Consider the following 22,468-nt stretch of genomic DNA (forward strand, 5'->3'; position numbering starts at 1 on the left):
CCATGGCGCACGACTGGATGCCCACCTCGCCGTGCGGACCGACCTGCCTCACCACCGGTGAGGCCGTCGTCGGCCGGGCCCGCGCCGCACTGCGCCTCACCGGCGCCGTCGGCGTGCTGCTCGTGGCCGCGCTGTCGGTCCCGCTGATGCCCGTGATCGGCCGCGCCGGGCGGGAACTGCTCGCCAAGCGCATCTTCCGCGCCGTGCTGCGCGCCTTCGGCGTCCGGCTCGTCGTCCGCGGCGGCGACGCGCTGCGGGCGGGCGGCAACCGCGGCGCCCTGGTCGCCACCAACCACATCTCGTGGCTCGACATCGCCGCGGTCAACGCCGTCCGCCCGATGCGCGCCATCGCCAAGGTCGACATCCGCTCCTGGCCGGTGCTGGGCCGGGTCGTCGCCGCGGCGGGCACCCTATTCATCGACCGCGAGCGGCTGCGCACCCTGCCCGACACGGTCGCCGAACTCGCCACGACCCTGCGCTCGGGCTCGCTGGTGTACGCCTGCCCCGAGGGCACCACCTGGTGCGGCCAGGGCATCGGCAAGTTCCGCCCCGCCCTGTTCCAGGCCGCCATCGACGGCGGCGTCCCGGTCCGCCCGATCGCCCTGCGCTTCCGCCTGGCAGGCGGCCGCGAGACGACGACGCCGGCGTTCATCGGCACCGAGACCATCATCGACTCCATCTGCCGCGTCGCCCGCCTGCGCGGCCTGGTGCTGGAGCTGACGGTCCTCGACGAACTCGCCCCCGGCCGCGCCGCCGACCGCCGCGAACTCGCCGCGCTCACCGAGGCCGCCATCAACTCCGCCCTCCACCGCGTCACCCCCATCCCCACCCAACGCCCCCGCCGCCGCCCCACCCGCATTCCGGCGGCCTGACTTCTTTCGTCCTCTGGGCCGGGTCCGCCCGGCCCGCCCGCGCGCCTCGTGGCGCGACAGCACCGCCCTCCCGCCGAGGGCGGTGCTTTTTCGCGACTTCGCCCGCGCCTGGCCGTTGCGAGAGTTGTGGGACGCCCTGGGTGTCGGTGACCTGGGCGAACATTGTTCGGGCTTGGTCGAGCTTCACCCGGTCCAGCGACAGAAGTTATCCACATGTGGATCTTCGGCGGGCTGGTTGAAGATCGTTTGTCGGTGGCTGCCGGTAGAGTGGGACCTGGGACGCCCCCCGGTGTGGGTGGGGGCTGGGCCGGGGCGGGACCGCGTGCGCGCGAAGCGGCTGGGGTGGGGTAAGAGGTCGGACGCAGGCCGGGGGCTGGGGTGGGCTAAAAGGCATGCGCGGGCCAGAGGATCGGTGGGGGCGATTCCGGGGGCGGGGTGGAATCGCGGGCGGGACGGGGTGGGAATCCGGGCTGGGGTGGGGGCAGGGTGGGGCTGGTCACGGGGGTCGGGGCGGTAAAGGGGTGGACCTCCACCCAGGTGCAGGTCAGAAGATGAGCGGGTGACCGCGACCGAGACCGCTGATGAGTCCTCTTCCCGCACGCAGCTCTGGGGGCCGGAGAACCGGGCCACCACGTTCGGGATGCTGCTGCTCATCACCATCGCGGCTTTCGAGCACCTCGGGGTCTCGACCGCGTTGCCGAGGATGCTCGCCGAGCTCGACGGGGGGCACCTGTACTCGTGGCCGTTCACCGCGTTCCTCTCGGCGACGGTGGCGGCGACCGTGTTCGGGGGGTGGGTCTGCGACCGCAGGGGTGCCCGGGTGGTGTTGATGGTCGCGCCCGCGGTGTTCCTGGCGGGGTTGGTGGTGGCCGGGACCGCTGACTCCATGCCGGTCCTGCTGGCGGCGCGGGTCTTGCAGGGGTTGGGGCTCGGCGGTGAGGTGGTCGCGATCTACGTGCTGGTGGCCGCCGTGTACCCGGAGCGGGTGCGGGCGGCGGCGTTCGGGTTGTTGGCGGCGGCGTGGGTGGTGCCGTCGATCGTGGGGCCGACGTTGGCGGGGATCGTGACGGAGCGGTTCGGGTGGCGGTGGGTGTTCCTGGGGTTGGTGCCGCTGGCCGTGCTCGGGGTGGTGCTGCTGGTGCCGACGCTGCGGGGGTTGCCGAGGCCGGAGCGGGCGGGGCGGCCGGTGCGCAGGTGGGTGCCGTTGGCGGCGCTGGCGGCCGCGGTGGGGATCCCGGCGGTGAGTTGGGCGGCGCAGCACCCCTCGCTGGGCACGCTCTGGCTGGGGCTCGGCGGGTTGGCGGTGCTCGTCCCCGCGCTGCGCCTGCTGCTGCCCAGGGGCACGCTGGTCGGCAGGCCCGGCCTGCCCAGGGTGATCCTGGCCAGGGGCCTGTTCGCCGGCGCGTTCTTCGGCGTCGAGGCATTCGTCCCGTTGACGCTCACCAGCGTGCACGGGCTGTCCCCGGCGCTGGCCGGGCTCCCGTTGACCGTCGGCGCGCTCGGCTGGTCGTTCGCGTCCGCGTGGCAGGGGCGGCGGCCCGACGTCCAGCGCACCACGTTGATCCGCCTCGGGTTCGTGATCCTCTCCGCCGGGCTGGCCGCCATGGTGTTCGTCGCCGTCCCGTGGGGGTCGCCGTGGTTGGCGGGCCTGCTCTGGACGGTGTGCGGCGCCGGGATGGGCCTGGCGTTCCCGTCGATCAACGTCCTCGCGCTGCGCCTGGCGCCGGAGCACGAGCGGGGCTTCACGTCGTCGGCGTTGCAGGTCAGCGACATCATCTTCTCCGCGACCCTGGTCGGCCTCGGCGGCGTGCTGCTGGCCGCGCTCGCCTCGACCGCGGCGCCGACGGCCGCGGTGGTGCCGATCGACCTGGTGATGGCCGCGGTGGCGCTGCTGGGGGCGCTGGTCTTCCGGCGGTCGTCCGATGACCGGGTGTGAGCTGGCCGCTTGCCGGGTGGGGCCGGGTTCGGTCTACCCTTGGCGTGCGATGACCTATCTCGACCACGCGGCCACCACGCCGATCCTGCCCGAGGCGGCCGCGGTACTCACCGGGGCGTTGTCCGCCTATGGCAACGCCTCCTCGCTGCATTCCTCCGGTCGCCGGGCCAGGCGCGCCGTCGAGGAGGCCCGCGAGTCGATCGCCGCCGCGCTGGGCGCCCGCCCGTCCGAGGTCGTCTTCACCTCCGGCGGCACCGAGAGCGACAACCTGGCGGTCAAGGGCATCTACTGGGCCCGCCGCGCCGCCGACCCCAGGCGGGTGCGGCTGCTGGTCTCCTCGGTCGAGCACCACGCCGTGCTCGACGCCGCGCTGTGGCTGGCCGAGCACGACGGCGCCGAGGTCACCCTGCTCGAGGTCGACGACTTCGGCCGGGTCCACGAGGACACCCTGCGCGCGGCCATCGCCGAGGACCCCGACGGCGTCGCGCTGGTCAGCGTCATGTGGGCCAACAACGAGGTCGGCACCGTCAACCCGGTGCGCGAGCTGGCGACGACCTGCGCCGCGCACGGCATCCCGTTCCACACCGACGCCGTGCAGGCCGTCGGGGTGCTCCCGGTCGACTTCGCCCGCAGCGGCGCCAGCGCGCTGACCCTGTCCGGGCACAAGGTCGGCGGGCCGTTCGGCGTGGGCGCGCTGCTGCTGCGCCGCGACGTCACCTGCGCCCCGGTCTCGCACGGCGGCGGGCAGGAGCGCGACGTGCGCTCCGGCACCCTCGACGTCCCCGCGATCGTCGCCATGGCCACCGCGGTGCGCCTGGCCACCGAGCAGCGGGTCGAGCGGGCCACCCGGCTCGCGGCGCTGCGCGCGGACCTGGTGCGCGCGGTCCGCGCCGTCGTCCCGGCCGCCCAGCTCAACGGCGACCCCGGGGAGTCCGAAGTGGACGGCGGGCCGTCGCGGCTGCCCGGCAACGCGCACTTCAGCTTCCCCGGCTGCGAGGGCGACAGCCTGCTGATGCTGCTCGACGCCAGGGGCATCGAGTGCTCGACCGGCTCGGCGTGCACCGCGGGTGTCGCGCAGCCGTCGCACGTCCTGCTGGCCATGGGTGTCGAGCCCGCGCCAGCCCGCGGGTCGCTGCGGTTCTCCCTCGGCCACACCTCCACCGCCGCCGACGTCGCCGCGCTGGCCGAGGCGATCGGGCCGGTGGTGGAGCGGGCCCGCAACGCCGGACTGGCCGGGCTGCGCCGAGGCGCGTCGCACGCGGAGGTGTAGACCATGCGGGTACTGGCCGCGATGAGCGGTGGGGTCGACTCGGCGGTGGCCGCCGCGCGCGCGGTCGAGGCCGGGCACGACGTGGTCGGGGTGCACCTGGCGCTCTCGGCCAAGCCGGGCACGCTGCGCACCGGCTCGCGCGGCTGCTGCACGGTGGAGGACGCCAACGACGCCCGCAGGGTCGCCGACCTGCTCGGCATCCCGTTCTACGTCTGGGACTTCGCCGAGCGGTTCACCGAGGACGTGGTCGAGGACTTCGTCGCCGAGTACGCCGCGGGCCGCACCCCCAACCCGTGCCTGAAGTGCAACGAGCGGATCAAGTTCGAGGCCCTGCTGGACAAGGCGATCGCGCTCGGCTTCGACGCGGTCTGCACCGGCCACTACGCCCGGCTGGCCACAGTCGACTCCCGCCCGCAGTTGCGCCGCGCCGCCGACCTGGACAAGGACCAGTCCTACGTGCTGGCCTCGCTGACCAGCCACCAGCTCGCGCACGCCCTGTTCCCGCTCGGCGACTCGGTGAAGTCCGCGGTGCGCGCCGAGGCGACCGAGCGCGGCCTCGCCGTGGCCGAGAAGCCCGACAGCTACGACATCTGCTTCATCCCCGACGGCGACACGCGAGCGTTCCTCACCACCAAGCTCGGCGCCCGACCGGGAACGCTGGTCGACGACGAGACCGGCGCCGTGCTCGGCGTGCACGCGGGGGTCCACGGGTTCACCGTCGGCCAGCGGCACGGCCTGGGCATCGACGCCCCCGCCCCCGGTGGGCGGCCGCGCTACGTGCTCTCGCTCGAACCGGTCCAGGGCACCGTCCGGGTCGGTCCCGCCGAGCGGCTGGCGGTGCGCGAGATCGTCGGCACCCGGCCCACCTGGCCCTCCGGCGACCCGCTGACCGGCACCGTCGAGTGCGTGGCGCAGATCCGCGCGCACGGCGGGACCACGGCGGCCACCGCGTCGCTTGTGGACGGTGAGCTGCTGGTCCGGCCCGCGGACGGGGTCCGCGGCGTCGCCCCGGGACAGGCCGTTGTCCTCTACCGGCCCGACCCGGCTGGCGACGTGGTGCTCGGCAGCGCCACCATTTCCCGCACCCGCTAGTCCCGCGCATTTCCCGGCGCATTCGAACACGGGTGCGAATTCGGGTCCGGTTGTCCGCTCGCGCATTCCCGCCATCGGGTCCACAGTGGATTTCTCGGCGACCAAGATCATTTTCGGGTGGACCGACCACGTGTTCGATTAATGTGACCACACACAGTGGACAACCGCGCACGGTGTGCTCCCCGCCGCCATCTCTTACCCGTTAGGGGCGTTGCGCCGGACCGGGTCTTGCGGTCTGCTACCTCCTGGTCCGGCTCGCGCGGCCGTCGGCTGGAATCGCTCGGCGCGCCGCTGGGCTGTCCGAGTGGACGTTGTTGGTTCCGCCGCGGCCATTCGATCACGGATCGTCACCCGGGTATCAGCGCAGAGTTGATCCCAAATCGTCGTTACGCAGGGGCTTTCTCAATCGACGTATCTGGTGACCCCGTTACTGCTCTACTACGGATGAGCAGGTCGGCGGGACAGCGACACCGACCGTGACCAACGACTTCGGGGTGGGGTATTCGATGGCGGATGTGAGCGCCAACGGGGGGCAGCGGCATGACACGACGAATCCGGTGCCGACCGACCTGGCTCGGTTCCCGCAGGTGATCGGACTGACCGAGGACGTCCTCGTGCGGCACCGGGCCAGGGTGCTGAACCCGTCCACCGCCGTGCCGGGCGCGCAGGGCAGACGCCCCGACTCCACCGCGTACCGGTCCAACACGCTGCTCGTCCCGCTCGCGGTGGCCAGGGACGCCAAGGCGATCGCCCGGTTCAACAAGGCGCTGACCAAGGTCGGCGTGGAACTGGTGGTGCGGCTGCCCAGGACCCCGCGCTGGCGCGAGGCGGTCAACGCCTTCGACGGCGACCTCGCCGTCCCGGTCCTGCTGCACCTGCGCGAGGACGCCGTCACCGAGGCCGCGCCCGACCCGTGGACCGTCCTGGCGAACCTGCGCCGCGTGCTCGGCCCCGATGCCACCAAGGGCATCGGGCTCGAACACCTCGCGCTGGCCGCCTCGGTCGGCATGTACGGCGCCACCTACGGCAGCGGCGCCCCGTTCGGCAACGGGGTCCCCTTCGGCAACGGTGTCCCGTTCGGCAACGGCGTGCCCTTCGGCAACGGTGTCCCGTTCGGCAACGGCGTCGGCGGCGGCGCCATCGCGCTCGGCAACGGTGCCCGCAACGCGGTCCGGTTGTTCCTGCCCAAGCCGCACCGCCGCGACCCGGCCACCCTCACCCCGGGCCGCCGCCCGGTCGTCGCGGTGCTCGACACCGGCATCGGCGAGCACCCGTGGCTGACCGTCGGCGCCGCCGACACCGACCCGGTGGTCGAGGTGTCCGAGGAGTTCCAGGGCCTGCTGGCCGACCTGGAGACCACGCTGACCGACCAGAGCGGCGGCGCGCTGCCCTCGCTGGCCTCGCCGAACGACGAGCGCGACGTGCTGCAGCCGCTGCTGGGCATCACCGACTCCCACTCCGGGCACGGCACCTTCGTCACCGGCCTGGTCTTCCAGAACTGCCCGGACGCGCGGGTGCTCTCGCTGCGCGTGCTGCACACCGACGGCATCACCACCGACGGCTCGGTGCTGCTGGCCCTGGAGTGGCTGCGCGAGCGGGTCACCTCGGCGCTGGCGGAGAACCGGCCGGGCGACCTGGTCGACGTCGTGTCGATCTCGCTGGGCTTCTACCCGGAGAACACCGACCAGACCACCGGCCTGCAGTTGGCCGAGGCGGTGCGCAAGCTGACCGACCTCGGCGTCGTCGTGGTCGCCGCGGCGGGCAACGACGCCACCACCCGGCCGTTCGTGCCCGCGGCCATGGCGCTCAACGCCGACGGCTCCAACACCGGCAACCCGCTGCTCATCGCGGTCGGCGCGCTCAACCCCTCCGGCAAGTCGGTCGCCGCGTTCAGCAACGAGGGCGCCTGGGTGACCCGCTGGGCGCCGGGCAACGCGGTGGTCAGCACCGTCCCGCTCTGGCAGGGCGCCGAGGGCCCCGACCTCACCACCACCGGGCCGGGCCCGCTGCCCCGCGCGACCCTCGACCCGGACGACCTCACCAGCGGCTTCGCCGTGTGGGCCGGGACTTCCTTCGCCACCCCGGTGGTGGCCGGCATGATCGCCAACCGGCTCACCGGGCTGGCCGACGCCGCCTCCGTCGACGACCGGGTGGTCCGGGCCGGGCAGGCCCGCGACCTGGCCGACGCCGACCTCACCGACCTCGGCTGGCGCAGCTGACCCGACCGATCAGCCGGGTACCCGCCATGACCCACGTGCCGCGTCCACCACGGGTGGACGCGGCACGTAGGGTTTAAGCCATGCCCGCTGTCCGGCGTGCAGGCGCGCTCTACCGCCGCGGTCGCAAAGCCGTGTACGCCTACACCTTCGCCCGTGCGCGGGCACTGCTCGGTGATGCCCTGGTCGTGCTGGACACCGCGCAGGTGCCGACCGCGCCCGAGGCCATCGAGTTGCGCGTGCGCGTCCTGGTCACCCTGGCCTACGCCGAGACCGAGGGCGCGACCATCACCCAGGGCATCGCCAGGCTCTCCGACGCCGACGCCCTGCTGGCCCAGCTGCCCGAGGGCCCGCTGCACGCCGAGCTGGCCGGGCTTTCCTTGGAGCAGCGCGGTTTCCTGCACATCAGGGCAGGCAACCTCGAACACGCCCTCGAGCTGCTCTCCGAGGCCGCCGAGCTGCTGCGCGCCGGTCTCGCCGACGGCGCGGGCGACCCGTACGTGCTGGCGAGCCTGTACCTCAACCGCAGCCTCGCCCAGATCGAGCGCGCGCACACCGCGGCCGCCATCGAGGAGCTCGACACCTGCATCGAGCTGTGCGAGCGCTACGGCCTGCACGACATCGCCATCAAGGCCAGGCACAACCGGGGCTACGTCGCGCACATGACCGGTGACGTGCCGACCGCGTTGCGCTACTTCGCCGAGACCTCCCGCGACTGCGCCGCCCGCGCCCCCGGCATGCTCCCGGTGGTCCAGCTCGACCAGGCCCGCGCGCTGCTCGCCGGTGGCCTGGTCGACGAGGCCGCCCGGCACCTCGACGACGCGCTGCCCCGGCTGCGCCGCCAGCGCGTCGGCCAGGACGCCGCCGAGGCCGAGATCGCCAGGGCCGCGGCCGCCCTGCTGCACGGCGACACCGCCCAGGCCAGGCGCAGGGCCCGGCGCTCGGAGCGGATGTTCACCCGGCGCGGCAACGTCCGCTGGGCCGCGGTGGCCGCGTTGGCCGCGCTGCGCGCCGACACCCTCGACGCACTGGAGGGCAAGGGCCCCAACGGGTCCCCCCGCCGCGTAGACACCGCGCTGCCCGCGACCGCGGTGGCGCTCGCCGAGCAGCTGCGCGGGCTCGCGCTGGAGGACGAGGCCGCGCTGGCGCTGATGATGGCGGTGCGGCTGGAGATCCGCCGCGGCGACCTCGACACCGCCGCGAAGCTGCTCGACCAGGTGCCCGCGCCCAGGGTCACCACCCCCGTCGACCACCGGATGCTGCTGCGGCTGTGCCGCGCGGAGCTGGCGGTGGCCGAGAAGGACGTGCGCGCCGCGTTGGCGCAGGCGCGCGCGGGACTGTCCGAGCTCGGGCACACCCGCGACCGCATGGGTGGGCTGGAACTGGTGTGCGGCACCGCGGTGCACGGGCGGCACCTGGGCGAGCTGGCGGTCCGGTTGGTGCTGCAGGGCCCCCGGCCGGACGCGCGCAGGCTCTTCGGCTGGCTGGAGCGCACCAGGGCGCAGGTGTACCGCTACGAGCCGATGCCCGACATCGCCGACCCCAGGGTCGCCGAGAAGGCCGCCGAGCTGCGGCTGGCCAAGCGGACCGCGCAGCTGGTGCGGCTGGCCGGTCGGTCCGCGGAGAAGCTGGAGAAGCAGACCGCCGCGCTGGAGCGGGAGGTCGAGCGGCAGGGCTGGTACGCCAGCCCGTGGGGCAGGCCGCGGCCGGTGGCCACGCTGGAGGCGGTGGCACCCGCGCTCGACGGCCGGGTCCTGGTGTCGTTCGCGACCTCCGAGGACGAGATCGTCGCCGTGGTGGTGTTCGGGACCGGGGCGCGGATGGTGCGGCTCGGGTCCGCCAGCGCCGCCGCGGAGTTGGCCGCCCGGCTGCACGCGGACTTGGACGTGCTCGCCCCCGACACGCTGCCCCCACCGGTGGTCGACGTCGTGAAGGCGTCCGCCGCCCGCAGCGCCGGGGGGTTGGACAAGCAGTTGATCCAGCCGCTGATCTCCCTGATCGGCGACAGCGAACTGGTCATAGTCCCTACCGGCGCGCTCTACGCCGTGCCGTGGGGGAGTCTGCCGTCGCTGTGGGGGAGACCGCTGGTGGTAGCGCCATCGGCGACGGCATGGCTCAGTGCGGCCACGGGCGCCGCTCCCAAGGGGCGCACCTTGTTGGCGCGCGGTCCCATGCTGACCGGGTTGGTCGCCGAGGACGGACCGCTGCGTGAGGTCTACCCGGACGCGGTGGCACTGGACAAGGAGCACGCGACGGTCGCGAGCGTGCTCGACGCGCTCGACGGCGCCGAACTCGCGCACATCGCCGCGCACGGCGAGCACGAACCGACCAACGCCCTGTTCTCCCGGCTGGAACTGGCCGACGGCCCGCTGTTCGCCTACGAGGTCGCCCGGCTGCGGCAGCCACCCCGGCAGGTCGTGCTGGCCGCGTGCGAGCTGGCGCTCAACTACGTGCGGCCGGGCGACGAGGCCCTCGGGTACGCGGGCGCGCTGCTGGCCAGCGGGGTCCGCACCGTCGTCGCGGCCACCAGCCGGGTCGGCGACGAGGCAGCGGCCACCGCGATGGTCACCTACCACCAGTTGCTCACCGCGGGTCTTACCCCGGCCAAGGCGTTGGCCAAGTCCATCGCCGAAGACCCTTACCGCCGCCCGTTCATCTGCCTCGGCGCGGGCTGAGACTGTGGACAGGTAAGGCGGGCGACCCTACTATCCGCTCACCTGTGTCGTAGGCCACAGTGGTGAGAGGCGGTCGCCGTGGACGAATATCTGACCCTGTGCGCGGCATTCCAAGACACCGCACAGATCAACCCGGCCCAGATAGCCCTACGCACGCCGGGTGGAGTTGTCTCGTATACGTGGCGCGACTACGAGCAGCGGGTCCGGAGCATCGCCGCGGGGCTTGCGGCTCTTGGCGTCGTCCGGGGTCAGGCGGTGGGGTTGATGCTCACCAACCGCCCCGAGTTCCACCTCGTCGACACGGCCGTCTTACACCTGGGGGCCTTACCGTTCTCGGTCTACAACACCAGTTCACCGGACCAGTTGACGCACGTGTTCGCCAACGCGGGCAACAGGATCGTGGTGACCGAACGATCGTTCGTGCCGCTGCTGCGGTCGGCGGCGCCGAAGCTGCGGCTGGTGTGCGTGGACGGCGCGGTCGAGGGCGCCGAGTCGCTGGCCCAGGTGGAGGCGGCCGGGTCGCCGGACTTCGACTTCGACGCCGCGTGGCGCGCCGTCGCACCGGACGACGTCGCCACCATCATCTACACCTCGGGCACCACCGGCCCGCCCAAGGGCGTGGAACTGACCCACGCCAACGTGATGGCGGTGGCCGCGGCGGTCAAGCAGGCGTTCGAGCTCTTACCCGGCGACCGGGTGGTGTCGTTCCTGCCGTCGGCGCACATCGCCGACCGGGTCGCCTCGCACTACGCGTCGATCCTGTTCGGCACCGAGGTGATCTCGGTGGCCGACGCCCGCGACCTGGCGACCGCGTTGCCGGACGCGCGGCCGCACCTGTTCTTCGCGGTGCCCAGGGTGTGGCAGAAGTTCCAGCTCGCCATCGAGTCAGCGGTCGCCGCCGAGCCGCACCGGCTCAAGCGCGCCATCGCGGCCTGGTCGCTGGATGTGGCGCGGCGGCACCTGCGGCGGCCGCGGTCCTGGTACCTGACCGGCTGCCACGCCGTCGCGGACCGGGTGGTGCTGCGCCGGTTGCGGGCCCGCCTCGGCTTGGCCGAGGTCAAGGTCCCGGCGTCCGGCGCGGCCGCGATCCCGGTGGAGACGCTGGAGTTCTTCTGGGCCATCGGCATCCCGGTGTACGAGATCTGGGGCATGTCCGAGACCGCGGGCCTGGGCACCTCCGGCCGGGTCGGCCACAACAAGATCGGCACCGTCGGCACCCCCGTGCACGGCACCGAGGTCCGCCTCGCCGACGACGGCGAACTCCTCATCCGCGGCGCCTCGGTCATGCTCCGCTACCGCGACGACCCGATCCGCACCGCCGCCACCATCGACCCCGACGGCTGGGTGCACACCGGCGACCTCGGCGTGATCGACGACGACGGCTTCGTGTCCATCGTGGACCGCAAGAAGGAACTCATCATCACCTCCTCGGGCAAGAACATGTCGCCCACCTACATCGAGAACGCGATCAAAGCGGCCAACCCCGCCATCAGCCAGGTAGTGGCCATCGGCGACAACCGCCCCTACATCTGCGCCCTGGTAGTCCTGGACCCCGACGCCGCCGCATCCCTCGCCGCCGCCCACAACCTCCCCACCACCCCCGACGCCCTGGCCACCGCCCTCCCCATCCGCTCCCTCGTCACCGCCGCCATCCGCACCGCCAACACCAAGCTCTCGCGCGTGGAACAGGTCAAACGCTTCCACATCCTCCCCACCTACTGGCCCCCCGGCGGCGACGAACTAACCCCCACCCTCAAACTCCGCCGAAAACCCATCTCAGAGAAGTACGCCCAAACCATCACCAACCTCTACGCCGAAACCCCCACCCCCGACACCGTCAACCTGGCCACCGCCCCCTGACCCCAACCCCACACCATCGGTGTACCTAACGCCCCCAACAACGTTGGCCCCCACCCGGCCCTCACAGACGTTGGCCCAACGCGCCCCTCTACGACGGTGGCCTCCACCCGGCCTTCACGATCGTTGGCCCAACCGCACCCCTCTACGACGTTGGCCCAACCGTGCCCCGCTACGACGTTGGCCCGAAACCGCTCCTCGGATCCGCTGGTGCCAGGCCGGCTCGATGGGGCGGACTTGTTTTGTGTGGGGGAGCAGTGCCAGTAGCGTCGTCCACGCGGCAGGGCCTGCTTTTCGGCCCCTGCTTTGTGGTTCTGCCACGGGTGCTGTCGGGGCCCCGCGCAAGACAAGTTCGCCACATCGAGCTCTTCGCTTTCTCGCGCCCAGGCCAATGCCGAAGGCGAGGCGTTCACCGTCGAAGGCGCAGCCGAGCACGAGAGCCGGATCCCCCCAGCTCAAGATCAAACCCGCCAGAACAGCCCCCAATACACAGCTTACCGAGCAGCACCGACAACCCGCCCTGAGCGAGCCGCCACCCTGTGGACAATCACCCCCCTTGTGGACAACCGCCCCCAGCAACAACCACCCCTCACCGCATCAACAGATTCACATCCCCAAACTCATGCCACAAATACCCTCCCCCCACAGCCGCCGCATAACACCGCTCCACCACCCCCCTCCCCGCCACAGCCACCAACATGTCCACATGCGACGCCGCGGCCTCGTGAAACCCCGTCAGCAACCCGTCCACCACCGCCACCCCCCGCTCCGGCGTCACCACCAACTCCGTCCACCCGCTAACCTCCTGCACCACCCCATCCCGAACAGCCGACTCCACCGCCCGCACCGCAGTAGTCCCCACCGCGATCACCCGTCGCCCATCAGCCCGAGCAGCGTTCACCGTCCGTGCCGTCTCGGCAGAAACCCGGAACCACTCCGGATAAGGCCGCTCATGCGCCTCAGGTGACGCCACCCCCGTGTGCAACAGAACCGGCGCGAACTGCACCCCCGCCGCGACCAGCCGTGTCACCAACCGATCGGTGAATGGCCGACCCGCGCTAGGCATCTCAGCGCTACCGGGGTCAACACCGAACACCGTCTGGTAATACCGCAGTGGCCACGAGTGCGGCACATACCCATACCGAATCGGTTCCCCCACCGCAGCCAGGTAAGCCTGCACAGTCGCAAAGCGCCCAGGGTCGATGGTCGCCTCCCACAGTCGGTTCCGCGAGTACCGCCCCCGCAACAGGACAGATGCGCCGCCGACCAAAGGCAAGCGGTCGCCTGCGGCGCCGAACGGATACGGCTGGGTTCCCGAGCGCAGTTCCAGCAACCACGATCCGTCCGCGTTCTCCGTGGACAGGTGCACGCGCAGCGAACCGCCGACCACCGCCACGGACGCGGGTAACGTGCCGGAGGTGTTGACCACCAACACATCCCCCGCGCGCAAGACCGACGGCAGGTCGCTGAACCGGTGGTGGCTGAGTTCGCCGCCGTCGCTCACCAGCAGGCGGATGCCGTCGCGGGTGAGGCCCCGGGCCTCGGGGGGTTCGTGGGCGTCGAGCCCGGCGGGGAGGGTGAGGTCGGTTGTCACAGGGCCACCTCCGGTAGGTGGATCCGGCCGGACGGTGGGCGGGTGGACACCAGGTGCAGCACGGCGGGGACGATGGTCTCCGGTGGGGGACGGTCGCTGATGTCCTCGCCGGGGAAGGCGTCCTGGTGCATCCGGGTGCGGAGGTCGCCGGGATCGGCCCACCACACGTGGATCGCGGGTTCCTCGACGGACAGGACGCCGCTGAGCAGTTCGACGGCTGCTTTCGAGGCGCCGTAACCGCCCCAGCCCTCGTAGTGCGCGACGGCGGCGTCCGAGGTGATGTTGAGGATCGCGCCGCCTCGCCTGCGCAGCCCCGGTAGCGCTACCTGCGTGAGGCCGAGCAAGGCGATCACATTAGCCTCGAACACCTCGCGCAACCCGTCGAGCGGGTATTCGGCGAGGCCGGGCAGTGGACTCGGGCCCAGCGCGCCCGCGTTGTTGACCAGCAGGGTGGCGCCGCCGAGCGTGTCGGCGGCGGCGACCAGCTCTTCCCTGTGGTCGGCGTCGGTGATGTCGCCGGGGATCGCCTCGACCCGACCGGGCAACGCCGCCGCTGCCGCCGCCAGTTCGTCGCCTCCCCTGGCGTCGAGCACCAGGTCCCACCCGGCCCCGGCGAGACCGGCGGCGACCGCGCGACCCAACCCCCGCGAGGCACCGGTGACGATGGCCACCCGGCGCACGCCGCGCCCGTCCGGCACCGCGTCCCCACCCCACCCCGCGTCCCCTTCCCGCACCGCGTCCGCTTCCCGCATTGCCTTCCCCCATTCCTCCCCGTGCGCCGGGCTTTCCCCGCACACGAAACGACTGCCATCGACGTTAGGCACCGCCGCGGGCCGTGCCATCGGACCCGAGGCGGGACTTCCCTCCGACTTTGGTCCTAGGACCAGCGGTTTCGTCGGTCCGCCTCGGTACCGTGGACCCGTGACCGGGATCGGGAGGAACGAACTGCGCGCCGTCAGCGCCGCCGTGCTGGCGGTCGCGACACACCTGTCGGTGCGCGACGTCCTGCGCACGATCCTCATCTCCGCGCGCAGGCTCGTCGGCGCCCGCTACGCCGCGCTCGGCGTGCCGGACGACGCGGGCGGCTTCGCCGAGTTCCTCGCCGACGGCGTCACCGACGAGCAGTGGGCCGCGATCGGCCCGGTGCCGCGCCAGCACGGTCTGCTCGGGGTGCTGCTGCACGAGCCGAACCCGGTCCGGCTGGCCGACATCCGCACCCACCCGCGGTTCGAGTGGTGGCCCGCGGCGCACCCCGAGCTCACCGACTTCCTCGGCGTGCCCATCGCCGACGGGGACGAGATCCTCGGTGAGATCTTCGTGGCCAACAAGACCGCCGAGGGCGGTTTCACCGAGCAGGACGAGGAACTGCTGGTGCTGCTGGCGACGCACGCGGCCATCGCGATCGTCAACGCGCGGCTGCACGAGCGGGCCAGGGAGCTGTCCATGGTGCAGGAGCGCACCAGGATCGCCAGGGAGCTGCACGACTCCGTGACCCAGAAGCTGTTCAGCCTGCGGTTGGCCGCGGAGTCGGCGGCCGCCCTCGCCGGTCGCGACTCCGCGCGCGCGGCGACCCAGCTGGACCTGGTGCGCGCGCTTGCCGGAGAGGTCAGCGACGAACTGCGCGCCGCGGTCGTGGGACTGCGCTCGCCGGATCTCGCGGGCGACGGGCTCGACAGCGCTATCAGCAAGCAGGCCGAGTTGCTCAACCGCGTGCACGGAGTGGACATCGTCTACCGGGGTGGCGACGTCCCCCGACTGACTACGACGCGGGAAGAAGCGGTGTACCGGGTACTGCAAGAGGCGCTGCACAATGCGTTGCGGCACGCGCGCGCCCACCGCATCAACGTGGATCTGCGCTTCCACTCCGAGTCGGTGGTGTTGGAGGTCAGCGACGACGGCGTGGGGTTCGACGCCGAGGGCAGCCGGGACCGCAGGCTCGGGCTGACCTCGATGCGGGAGCGGGCGCGCACCGCGGGCGGCAGGCTCCGGGTCACCTCGACCAGTCCCGGGGGGACGACGGTACGGCTGGAGGTGCCCGTTGGCGGCTGAGGTGATCAGGGTGCTCGTCGTCGACGACCACCCCGTGGTGCGCCAGGGGCTGCGCACCTTCCTGGACCTGCAGGACGACATCACCGTCGTCGGCGAGGCCGCCGACGGCGCGTCCTGTGTCGCCGCGGCCGAGTCACTCCTGCCGGACGTGGTGCTGCTGGACCTGCGAATGCCCGGTACCGACGGCGTCTACGCGCTCAACGCCCTGCGCGAGGCGGGCAACAAGGCGCGGGTTCTCGTCATCACCAGCTTCACCGAGCCGGTGGGCATAGTCCCCGCCGTGCGCGCGGGCGCCGCGGGTTACGTCTACAAGGACGTCGACCCGTTGGCGCTGGCCGCCGCGGTCAGGTCTGTGCACGCGGGCCACGTGTTGTTGCACCCCGATGTGGCGCGGCTGCTCGCCGAGGGCGACACGCGCCCGGGCGGTGCCGCGCTGACCGCGCGCGAGCGCGAGGTCCTCGCCCAGGTAGCGCAAGGGAACTCGAACCGGCAGATCGCCCGCGAGCTCACGCTGTCGGAGAAGACGGTGAAGTCGCACATGACCGCGATCCTGGGCAAGCTGGGTCTGCACGACCGCACCCAGGCCGCCCTCTACGCGGTGCGGACCGGCCTGGTGTCGCCGGCCGGTCGCTGAGCGCTCCCTCGGCCGAACGGCCACCCGGGTCGGCCGATCGGCCAGACCTCCGCACACCGGGCAACCCCGCGCGCCGATCTGGCGTCTTTTCCCCGTAGCGGTGCGTGAAACTCCTGTGGGTACTGGCCGGGGACACCACTATTCATCGTGTGTATAGTCCGGTCGCGTACCGGTTCACGAACTTGGGGATATGGGGGTACCGGTGAACTTTCGGCTCATCATCACCGCACTCGTCGCGACTACCGTCGTCGCCGGGTGCTCGACCTCGTCGGCGGGTCCGCCGGTGCCCGGCCTCGCCGAGCGCGGCACCACGATGACCACCGCGACGCTGACCCGCAAGGACCTCACCACCAAGGTCAGCCTCAAGGGCAAGGTCACGCTCAACCCGGTCTACGGCCTGGTGGCGCCGGTCGACGGCCAGGTGCGCTACCTGGAGGTCAAGGACGACAAGAAGGGCACGCCGACCAAGCCGACCCGGGTCGGCGCGGTGTGGGCGGCGGGCAAGCCCACCCACTTCGAGGTGCCCGCGGGCTCGACCTTCGCGGGCAGGCTCGTCGACGACAAGGCCACCGTCACCGCCGGGATGCCCGTGGTGTCCGCGAAGTTCGGCGGCTACGCCCTCGTCGCCGACATCGACGGCGCGCAGGCGTACGCCCTGGCCGAGGGCCTCGGCGCGGTGCGCGGGCAGATCAAGAGCGGCCCGGGGCCGTTCGACTGCGCCGTGCTCGGCACCACCGCCGCGCTCCCGCCGGGCACCATCCCCGACCCGCCCGCCCCGCCCGCGCCCGCCGCGCCGGTGCCCGGCGCACCCGTCGAGGCGGCCCCGGTGCAGGCGCCCGCGCCGCAGCCGGAGCAGGACTCCCGCGCCCCGTCCGAGTCGACCGGCATGCGCCTGGTGTGCGTGCCGCCCGCGGGCCTCAAGCTGATCAACGGCGCCGAGGCCACCATCGAGGTGATCACCGCGCAGGCCAAGCAGGTGCTGGTCGCCCCGGTCGAGGCCGTGGCGGGCAAGCAGGGCGCGGGCAAGGTCGACGTGCTCGACGCCAACGGCACCCGGCAGACCAAGGACGTCGTGCTCGGCGGCACCGACGGCGATGTCGTGGAGATCAAGTCCGGGCTCACCGGCACCGAGACCCTCGCCCTCCCCGGTCCCGACCTGCCCGCGCCGCAGGACGGGGCAGCGGGCAAATGACCGGCACCCCGATCCAGCAGCCGCTGATCCAGATCAACGGCGTCACCAAGACCCTCAAGGGCCAGGGCGAGCCGCGGCCCATCCTCTCCGGTGTGGACCTGACCGTGCGGGCCGGGGAGAGCGTGGCGATCCTGGGCCGCTCCGGGTCCGGCAAGAGCACGCTGCTCAGCCTCATCGGCCTGTTCGACCGACCCGACGGCGGCCAGTACCTGCTGCACGGCGCCGACATCACCCGCGTCCCCGAGCGCCGCGCCGCCCGGCTGCGCAGCCAGGAGTTCGGGTTCGTGTTCCAGCGGTTCTTCCTGCTCAAGCACCTCACCGCGGCGCAGAACGTGGCGATGGCGCTGGTCAACGGCCAGGGCTGGCTGGCCCGCCGCAAGCGCAGGGCCAAGGTGATGGCGGCGCTGGAGCAGGTCGGCATCGCGCACCTGGCCAAGCACCGGCCCGCCCGGCTCTCCGGCGGCGAGCAGCAGCGGGTCGCCATCGCCAGGGCGCTGGTGCGCCAACCGCGGATCCTGCTGGCCGACGAGCCGACCGGCGCGTTGGACACCGAGACCGGCGCGCTGGTCATCGACGTGCTGCACGCGGCGACCGACCGCGGCTGCGGGCTGATCCTGGTCACCCACGACCACGCCCACGCCAACCGGATGGGCCGCGTGGTGCGGCTGCGCGACGGCCTGCTGGTGCCGGACCGGGCGGGGGTGGCGCTCTGATGGCGCTCACCGGGCGGTTCCGCTCCGCGGTGGTCATCGGCGGCCAGGGCATCCGCGCCCGCAAGCTGCGCACCTTCCTGTCGATGATCAGCCTGTTCCTCGGTGTGCTGGCGATCGTCGCGGTGCAGGCGAGTTCGGTGCTGGCCAACCGCGCGCTGCTGGCCGACATCGAGATGAACGAGGGCAAGGACGGCACGGTCATGGTGGGCGTCCCACCGGGCGCCGAGTCCGTGTCCGCCGTGCTCGACCTGGTGACCGGGCACCCGGGCGCCGTCGCGACGACCTCGACCGGCGCGATCATCGGTGAGCCGGGCCTGACGCCGGTCAACCCGGGCGGCGTGCCGCTGCGCTACGCCGACCAGGGCGGCCCGGTGATGAAGATGGTCTGTGACGGGCGGGGCAACTGCTACAGCGAGGTCACGGACGACAAACCGCCACCGCGTGGCAACGCCGTCGAGCTGCAGGTGGTCGGCGTCACCGGTGACATCCGCCAGTTCCGGCCGTTCCAGCTGGAGACGGGCAGCTGGCTCGACTTCGGCGGCGAGCCGTCGATGTCGCCGCGCCTGGTCCTCAACCGCGAGGCGGCGGAGGCGTTCACCCGCTACCGGCTGCCCGCCGAGATGACCATCGGCGGCAGTGGCAGCCAACCGTCCCCCGGCTCGCCGCACCCGACCCCGCGCGTCGTCGGCGCCGTGCACGACGGCAGTTCCCAGCCCACGGCGTACGTCCGCGCCGACGAGCTGCTCCGCTGGCTCCCGGAGGCGTCGAACGCCAGTCAGAGCATGGGGATCCTGATGACGCAGGAGGCGTCGGCCTCGATCACGCCCGTCCTGCGCGCCAAGCTCGGCCCCGAGCTGGCGGGCCAGATCTACACCCACACGATCGACTCCCGCGAGCGCATCGGCGGCCAGTTGGACATGATGAAGTGGATCTTCTACGGGATGGCGGCGCTCGTGCTGCTCATCGGCGTGGCAGGCATCCTCAACGTCGGCCTGGCGACCGTCGGTGAGCGGGTGGAGGAGTTCGCGCTCCGCCGAGCCGTAGGCACTCCCCGGCTTCTCCTAGCGGGAATCGTGCTGGCGGAGACGCTCATCATCGGCTTGCTCACGGCCGCGGCCGCGATCGGTGTAGGAGTCGCGGGACTTGAAGCGGCGGGCCAACTCTTCGGTGCGAACCGGCCCTCGCTGCAGAACGTCGCCTTCCCCTGGGAGGCGGGGGTGGCCGGGGTGGCCGCGGGCATCGTCGCGGGAGTCCTGGGTGGACTGTTCCCGGCGATCCGCGCGGCCAGGATCCCGATCGCCACCGTCATGCGGGCCTAACCCCAGGCTGGGTGGGTGGTGGTGTGGCGGGACCCACCCACCCAGCCGCCGGGTTCTAGGCGGGGATCCACTCGCTGTTGGCCCCGCACACGATCAGGCAAGGTAGGTCTGCCTCGACCCGTCCCGCCAACCAAGCCGCCAACGGCACCGCGGCGGCGGGCTCGACCGCGATCCGGAACTCCTCCCACAGCAAGTCCCGCGCGGCCAGCAACTCCCTGTCGGTGACCAAGACCGACCGCGTGTCGCCGGAGCGCACTACCTCGAACGGCAGCGCCCCCACGCGCGTGGCACCCAACGCGGACGCGGCCACCGAGTCCACCACCGAGTCGACCGGTGTACCCGCGGCCAACGCGTCGTGCATCGCCTGGCAGTTCACGGGTTCGGCCAGCACGACCGACCGGCCGTCCGCCCCCAGCACGGTTCCGGCAGCCAATCCGCCACCACCGACCGCGACGACGAGGGCGTCGACGTCCGGTGCGTCCGCGACGACCTCCGCCGCGCACGTCCCCTGGCCCGCGATGACCAGCGGATCGTCGTAAGCGGGCACGTATCGCGCACCACTGGCGGACGCCTCGGTCAACGCTGCCGCAGCGGCTTCCGCATAGGCGCTGCCGTGCCGCACCAGCTTCGCCCCGGCTGCCTCGATGCGTCGCGTCTTCGACTCCGGTGCGCGTTCTGGGACATAGACCGTCGCCGGTAGGTCCAAGAGGCGCGCGGCGGTCGCGACAGCGAGTCCGTGGTTACCGCCGGAGGCTGTCACGACGTGCGTAGGGCGCGGTCCACCGAGCAGCGCGTTGAGGGCGCCCCGCAGTTTGAACGACCCCGTGCGTTGCAGGTGCTCCAACTTCAGCACCAGGGGACGACCGTCCAGTTCGGTGCGCAGGATCGGCGTGCGGCGGGCGTGCGGAGCTATCCGCCCCGCCGCCGCGGCGACATCGGTGTGGTCCACGCCCACCGATGCTAATCGGGCCGGTGGTGTGGGGCGCCCGGAGGCGATCCACCAGACTGCTCCTGTGAGCACCACACCCTGGCCGCCCGGTAGTGCTACCGGGATCGGCTCGCTGCCTGGGACAGACCCCGTCGAGGCCGCGGCCACCGTCCTCGGGGAACTGCCAGACCTACCGCACTTGCCTGAACTCCCCGCGCGCGGACTTGGCGCGGACATGCTCGGTCGCACGGCGGCGTTGCTCGTGGATCTCGCCATCGAGCTCGTCCCCTCTGGCTACCGCGTGGCCGCGCACCCGGGTATCGACCACCGGCGGGCCACGGACCACATCCGCCGCGACCTCGACGCCATCGAGGAGGCCGTGGAGCGCCTCGGCACGCCGCCCCCGGTGGTGAAGGTGCAGCTCGCGGGGCCGTGGACGCTCACCTCGGGGTTGGAGCTACCGCGCGGGCACCGGGTGCTGACCGACCGCGGCGCGCTGCGGGAGTTCACCGAGTCCCTCGGCGAGGGCCTGACCAGGCACGTCGCGGAGGTGCGCAGGCGGCTCGGCACCGAGGTGGTCGTGCAGCTCGACGAGCCGGGCCTGCCGACCGTGCTCGCCGGGGCCCTGCCCACCCCGTCGGGGTACGGCACGGTGCGCGCGATCGCCGAACCCGAGGCCAGGGACGTGCTCGGCGCGGTCGTCGACGCCGCCAAGGCCGCGACCGGGCAGCCCGTGGTGATCCACTGCTGTGCGCCGAGGCCGCCGTTCGCGCTGCTGCGCTCCGCGGGTGCCGACGCGATCGCCTTCGACGTGCCGCTGCTGGCCAAGGCGGGCGCGGCGGCGTGGGACGAGATCGGGGAGGTGTGGGACTCGGGCACCGTGCTGTTCCTCGGCGTCGTGCCCAGCACCGACCCGGGCAAGCCGGTCGCCCTGCGCGACGTGGCGGGGCAGGCGTTCCGGCTGACCGACCGGCTCGGCTTCGGGCGGTCCATCCTGGCCGACCGCGCCGTGGCCACGCCGACGTGCGGCATGGCGGGCGCCACGGAGACCTGGGCGCGCCGCGCCATGTCCCTCGTGCGCGATACCGGCAAGGCGTTCATGGAGCCGCCGGAGGGCTGGTAGCCCTACCGCAGCGGTTCGACACCCGGCGGCAGGGCGTTGGCCGCGACTAGGGCGTCGATGTGCCCGAACAGCGTCGACCGGAACGCCCGGGCCGCGGCTGTCGGCGGGGTGTCGGTGCGGTGCGCGAGGGCGATGGTGCGGCGGATGGGCGGGCTCGCCAGCGGGGTCGCGCGCAGACCTGGGCGGCCGGGCAGCACCAGGCTCGGTACCAGCGCCACACCCAGTCCGGCCTCCACGAACCGCAGCACGGCGTCCATCTCGCCGCCCTCCACCGCCAACGTCGGCTCGAACCCGACCTGTCTGCACGCGTGCAGCGTGGTTTCCCGAAGGTCGTAACCGCTGCGGAACATGACCATCGGCCGGTCGCGAAGCGACTCCAGTCGAACAGTGCCCGGTAGAGCTGCCTCTGCCGCCGATGACGCCACCATGAGGTGCTCGCGCAGCACGGGCGTCATGGTCAGTGCTGACTCGACCCCTTGCGGCGGAACGATCAGCAGAGCGAGATCCAGTTCGCCCCCCAGCAGAGCGGATGTCAGGTCACGCGAGCCGCTCTCCTCGACCTGCAACCGGATACCGGGGTAACGGTCGTGGTAGCGCCGAAGGACGTCGGCTAGGACGCCCACACACACGCTCGGTGTCGCGCCAAGGCGGATCCGCCCTTGCCGGAGGCCGACCAGCTCCGCGACCTCCAACCTGGCCGAGTCCACATCGGACAAGATGCGCTTGGCGATCGGTAGGAGTGCCTCGCCCGCTGCGGTAAGAGCGACGTTGCCCCGCGCGCGGGTGAACAGGGCCGCGCCCAACTCCGCCTCCAGGCTGGAGATCTGCTTGCTCAGTGAGGGCTGCGCCACATGCGCCCGCTGGGCCGCGCGCGTGAAGTGCCGCGTCTGGGCCACGGCCAGGAAGTACACGAGCTGCTGCAACGTCATAGCCCCAGGCTATCGAGATGAGCCGATTCATGTATTGGACGACTTGTCGAGCGCGCTCCTAGCGTGGGG

Annotated in this window: 17 protein-coding genes; 13 read left to right on the forward strand and 4 right to left on the reverse strand. The window is 72.4% G+C overall.

Annotated elements, in window-relative coordinates; all coding sequences use genetic code 11:
* The first annotated feature begins 2 nt into the window (after nucleotides 1–2).
* The 7 genes from CLV68_RS24155 to CLV68_RS24185 all read left to right on the forward strand — a co-directional run bounded on the left by CLV68_RS24155 (nucleotide 3) and on the right by CLV68_RS24185 (nucleotide 11,921).
* The gene (locus CLV68_RS24155; protein WP_121393191.1) at nucleotides 3–872 is read left to right on the forward strand and encodes a lysophospholipid acyltransferase family protein; all 870 of its coding nucleotides are present in this window, start codon (nucleotides 3–5) and stop codon (nucleotides 870–872) included.
* Nucleotides 873–1,431: 559 nt separating this feature from the next.
* Nucleotides 1,432–2,808 (forward strand): MFS transporter, encoded by a 1,377-nt coding sequence (locus CLV68_RS24160; protein ID WP_246010075.1) that lies wholly within the window; start codon nucleotides 1,432–1,434, stop codon nucleotides 2,806–2,808.
* Between the two features lie 49 nt (nucleotides 2,809–2,857).
* Nucleotides 2,858–4,078: a cysteine desulfurase family protein gene (locus CLV68_RS24165; protein WP_121393192.1), complete on the forward strand. Its 1,221-nt coding sequence runs from the start codon at nucleotides 2,858–2,860 to the stop codon at nucleotides 4,076–4,078.
* Between the two features lie 3 nt (nucleotides 4,079–4,081).
* A complete protein-coding gene (gene mnmA, locus CLV68_RS24170; protein ID WP_121393193.1) occupies nucleotides 4,082–5,170 on the forward strand; it encodes a tRNA 2-thiouridine(34) synthase MnmA in 1,089 nt (362 codons plus the stop codon).
* A gap of 515 nt (nucleotides 5,171–5,685) precedes the next feature.
* The gene (locus CLV68_RS24175) at nucleotides 5,686–7,389 is read left to right on the forward strand and encodes a S8 family serine peptidase (RefSeq protein ID WP_147460146.1); all 1,704 of its coding nucleotides are present in this window, start codon (nucleotides 5,686–5,688) and stop codon (nucleotides 7,387–7,389) included.
* A gap of 80 nt (nucleotides 7,390–7,469) precedes the next feature.
* Entirely contained in the window at nucleotides 7,470–10,061 is a 2,592-nt protein-coding gene (locus CLV68_RS24180; RefSeq protein ID WP_246010076.1) for a CHAT domain-containing protein, read from the forward strand.
* A gap of 78 nt (nucleotides 10,062–10,139) precedes the next feature.
* On the forward strand, nucleotides 10,140–11,921 hold the full coding sequence (locus tag CLV68_RS24185) for an AMP-dependent synthetase/ligase (RefSeq protein WP_121393195.1): 1,782 nt from the start codon (nucleotides 10,140–10,142) through the stop codon (nucleotides 11,919–11,921).
* Nucleotides 11,922–12,507: 586 nt separating this feature from the next.
* Here CLV68_RS24185 and CLV68_RS24190 read toward each other — a convergent pair.
* Together CLV68_RS24190 and CLV68_RS24195 are read right to left on the reverse strand one after the other, a co-directional pair.
* The gene (locus tag CLV68_RS24190; protein ID WP_121393196.1) at nucleotides 12,508–13,512 is read right to left on the reverse strand and encodes an S-adenosylmethionine:tRNA ribosyltransferase-isomerase; all 1,005 of its coding nucleotides are present in this window, start codon (nucleotides 13,510–13,512) and stop codon (nucleotides 12,508–12,510) included.
* A complete protein-coding gene (locus CLV68_RS24195; protein ID WP_121393197.1) occupies nucleotides 13,509–14,264 on the reverse strand; it encodes an SDR family NAD(P)-dependent oxidoreductase in 756 nt (251 codons plus the stop codon). Before CLV68_RS24195 ends, CLV68_RS24190 begins: the two co-directional genes overlap by 4 nt.
* A 169-nt stretch (nucleotides 14,265–14,433) precedes the next feature.
* Between CLV68_RS24195 and CLV68_RS24200 the strand changes: the two genes are divergently transcribed.
* The 5 genes from CLV68_RS24200 (at nucleotide 14,434) to CLV68_RS24220 (ending at nucleotide 19,419) form a co-directional block, all read left to right on the forward strand.
* On the forward strand, nucleotides 14,434–15,561 hold the full coding sequence (locus CLV68_RS24200; protein ID WP_121393198.1) for a GAF domain-containing sensor histidine kinase: 1,128 nt from the start codon (nucleotides 14,434–14,436) through the stop codon (nucleotides 15,559–15,561).
* Complete coding sequence (locus tag CLV68_RS24205; RefSeq protein WP_121393199.1) at nucleotides 15,551–16,195, forward strand: response regulator; 645 nt, start codon at nucleotides 15,551–15,553, stop codon at nucleotides 16,193–16,195. Before CLV68_RS24200 ends, CLV68_RS24205 begins: the two co-directional genes overlap by 11 nt.
* Nucleotides 16,196–16,397: 202 nt before the next feature.
* On the forward strand, nucleotides 16,398–17,387 hold the full coding sequence (locus CLV68_RS24210; protein WP_121393390.1) for an efflux RND transporter periplasmic adaptor subunit: 990 nt from the start codon (nucleotides 16,398–16,400) through the stop codon (nucleotides 17,385–17,387).
* The gene (locus CLV68_RS24215; RefSeq protein ID WP_121393200.1) at nucleotides 17,384–18,100 is read left to right on the forward strand and encodes an ABC transporter ATP-binding protein; all 717 of its coding nucleotides are present in this window, start codon (nucleotides 17,384–17,386) and stop codon (nucleotides 18,098–18,100) included. Before CLV68_RS24210 ends, CLV68_RS24215 begins: the two co-directional genes overlap by 4 nt.
* Nucleotides 18,100–19,419, forward strand: coding sequence for an ABC transporter permease (locus CLV68_RS24220; protein WP_121393201.1), 1,320 nt, complete (start codon nucleotides 18,100–18,102; stop codon nucleotides 19,417–19,419). The genes CLV68_RS24215 and CLV68_RS24220 overlap by 1 nt, the downstream gene beginning before the upstream one ends.
* Before the next feature lie 55 nt (nucleotides 19,420–19,474).
* On the opposite strand, the gene CLV68_RS24225 is transcribed toward CLV68_RS24220, so the two are convergent.
* A complete protein-coding gene (locus tag CLV68_RS24225) occupies nucleotides 19,475–20,368 on the reverse strand; it encodes a serine/threonine dehydratase (protein ID WP_211346745.1) in 894 nt (297 codons plus the stop codon).
* Nucleotides 20,369–20,432: 64 nt separating this feature from the next.
* Here CLV68_RS24225 and CLV68_RS24230 point away from each other — a divergent pair, with 64 nt between their 5' ends.
* Nucleotides 20,433–21,470: a methionine synthase gene (locus tag CLV68_RS24230; protein WP_121393203.1), complete on the forward strand. Its 1,038-nt coding sequence runs from the start codon at nucleotides 20,433–20,435 to the stop codon at nucleotides 21,468–21,470.
* 2 nt (nucleotides 21,471–21,472) lie between these two features.
* Here the strand turns inward: CLV68_RS24230 and CLV68_RS24235 are convergent, their stop codons facing one another.
* A complete protein-coding gene (locus CLV68_RS24235; RefSeq protein WP_121393204.1) occupies nucleotides 21,473–22,399 on the reverse strand; it encodes a LysR family transcriptional regulator in 927 nt (308 codons plus the stop codon).
* Between the last annotated feature and the right edge of the window lie 69 nt (nucleotides 22,400–22,468).

Source organism: Actinokineospora cianjurensis, assembly GCF_003663795.1.
Classification (GTDB): Bacteria; Actinomycetota; Actinomycetes; order Mycobacteriales; family Pseudonocardiaceae; genus Actinokineospora; species Actinokineospora terrae.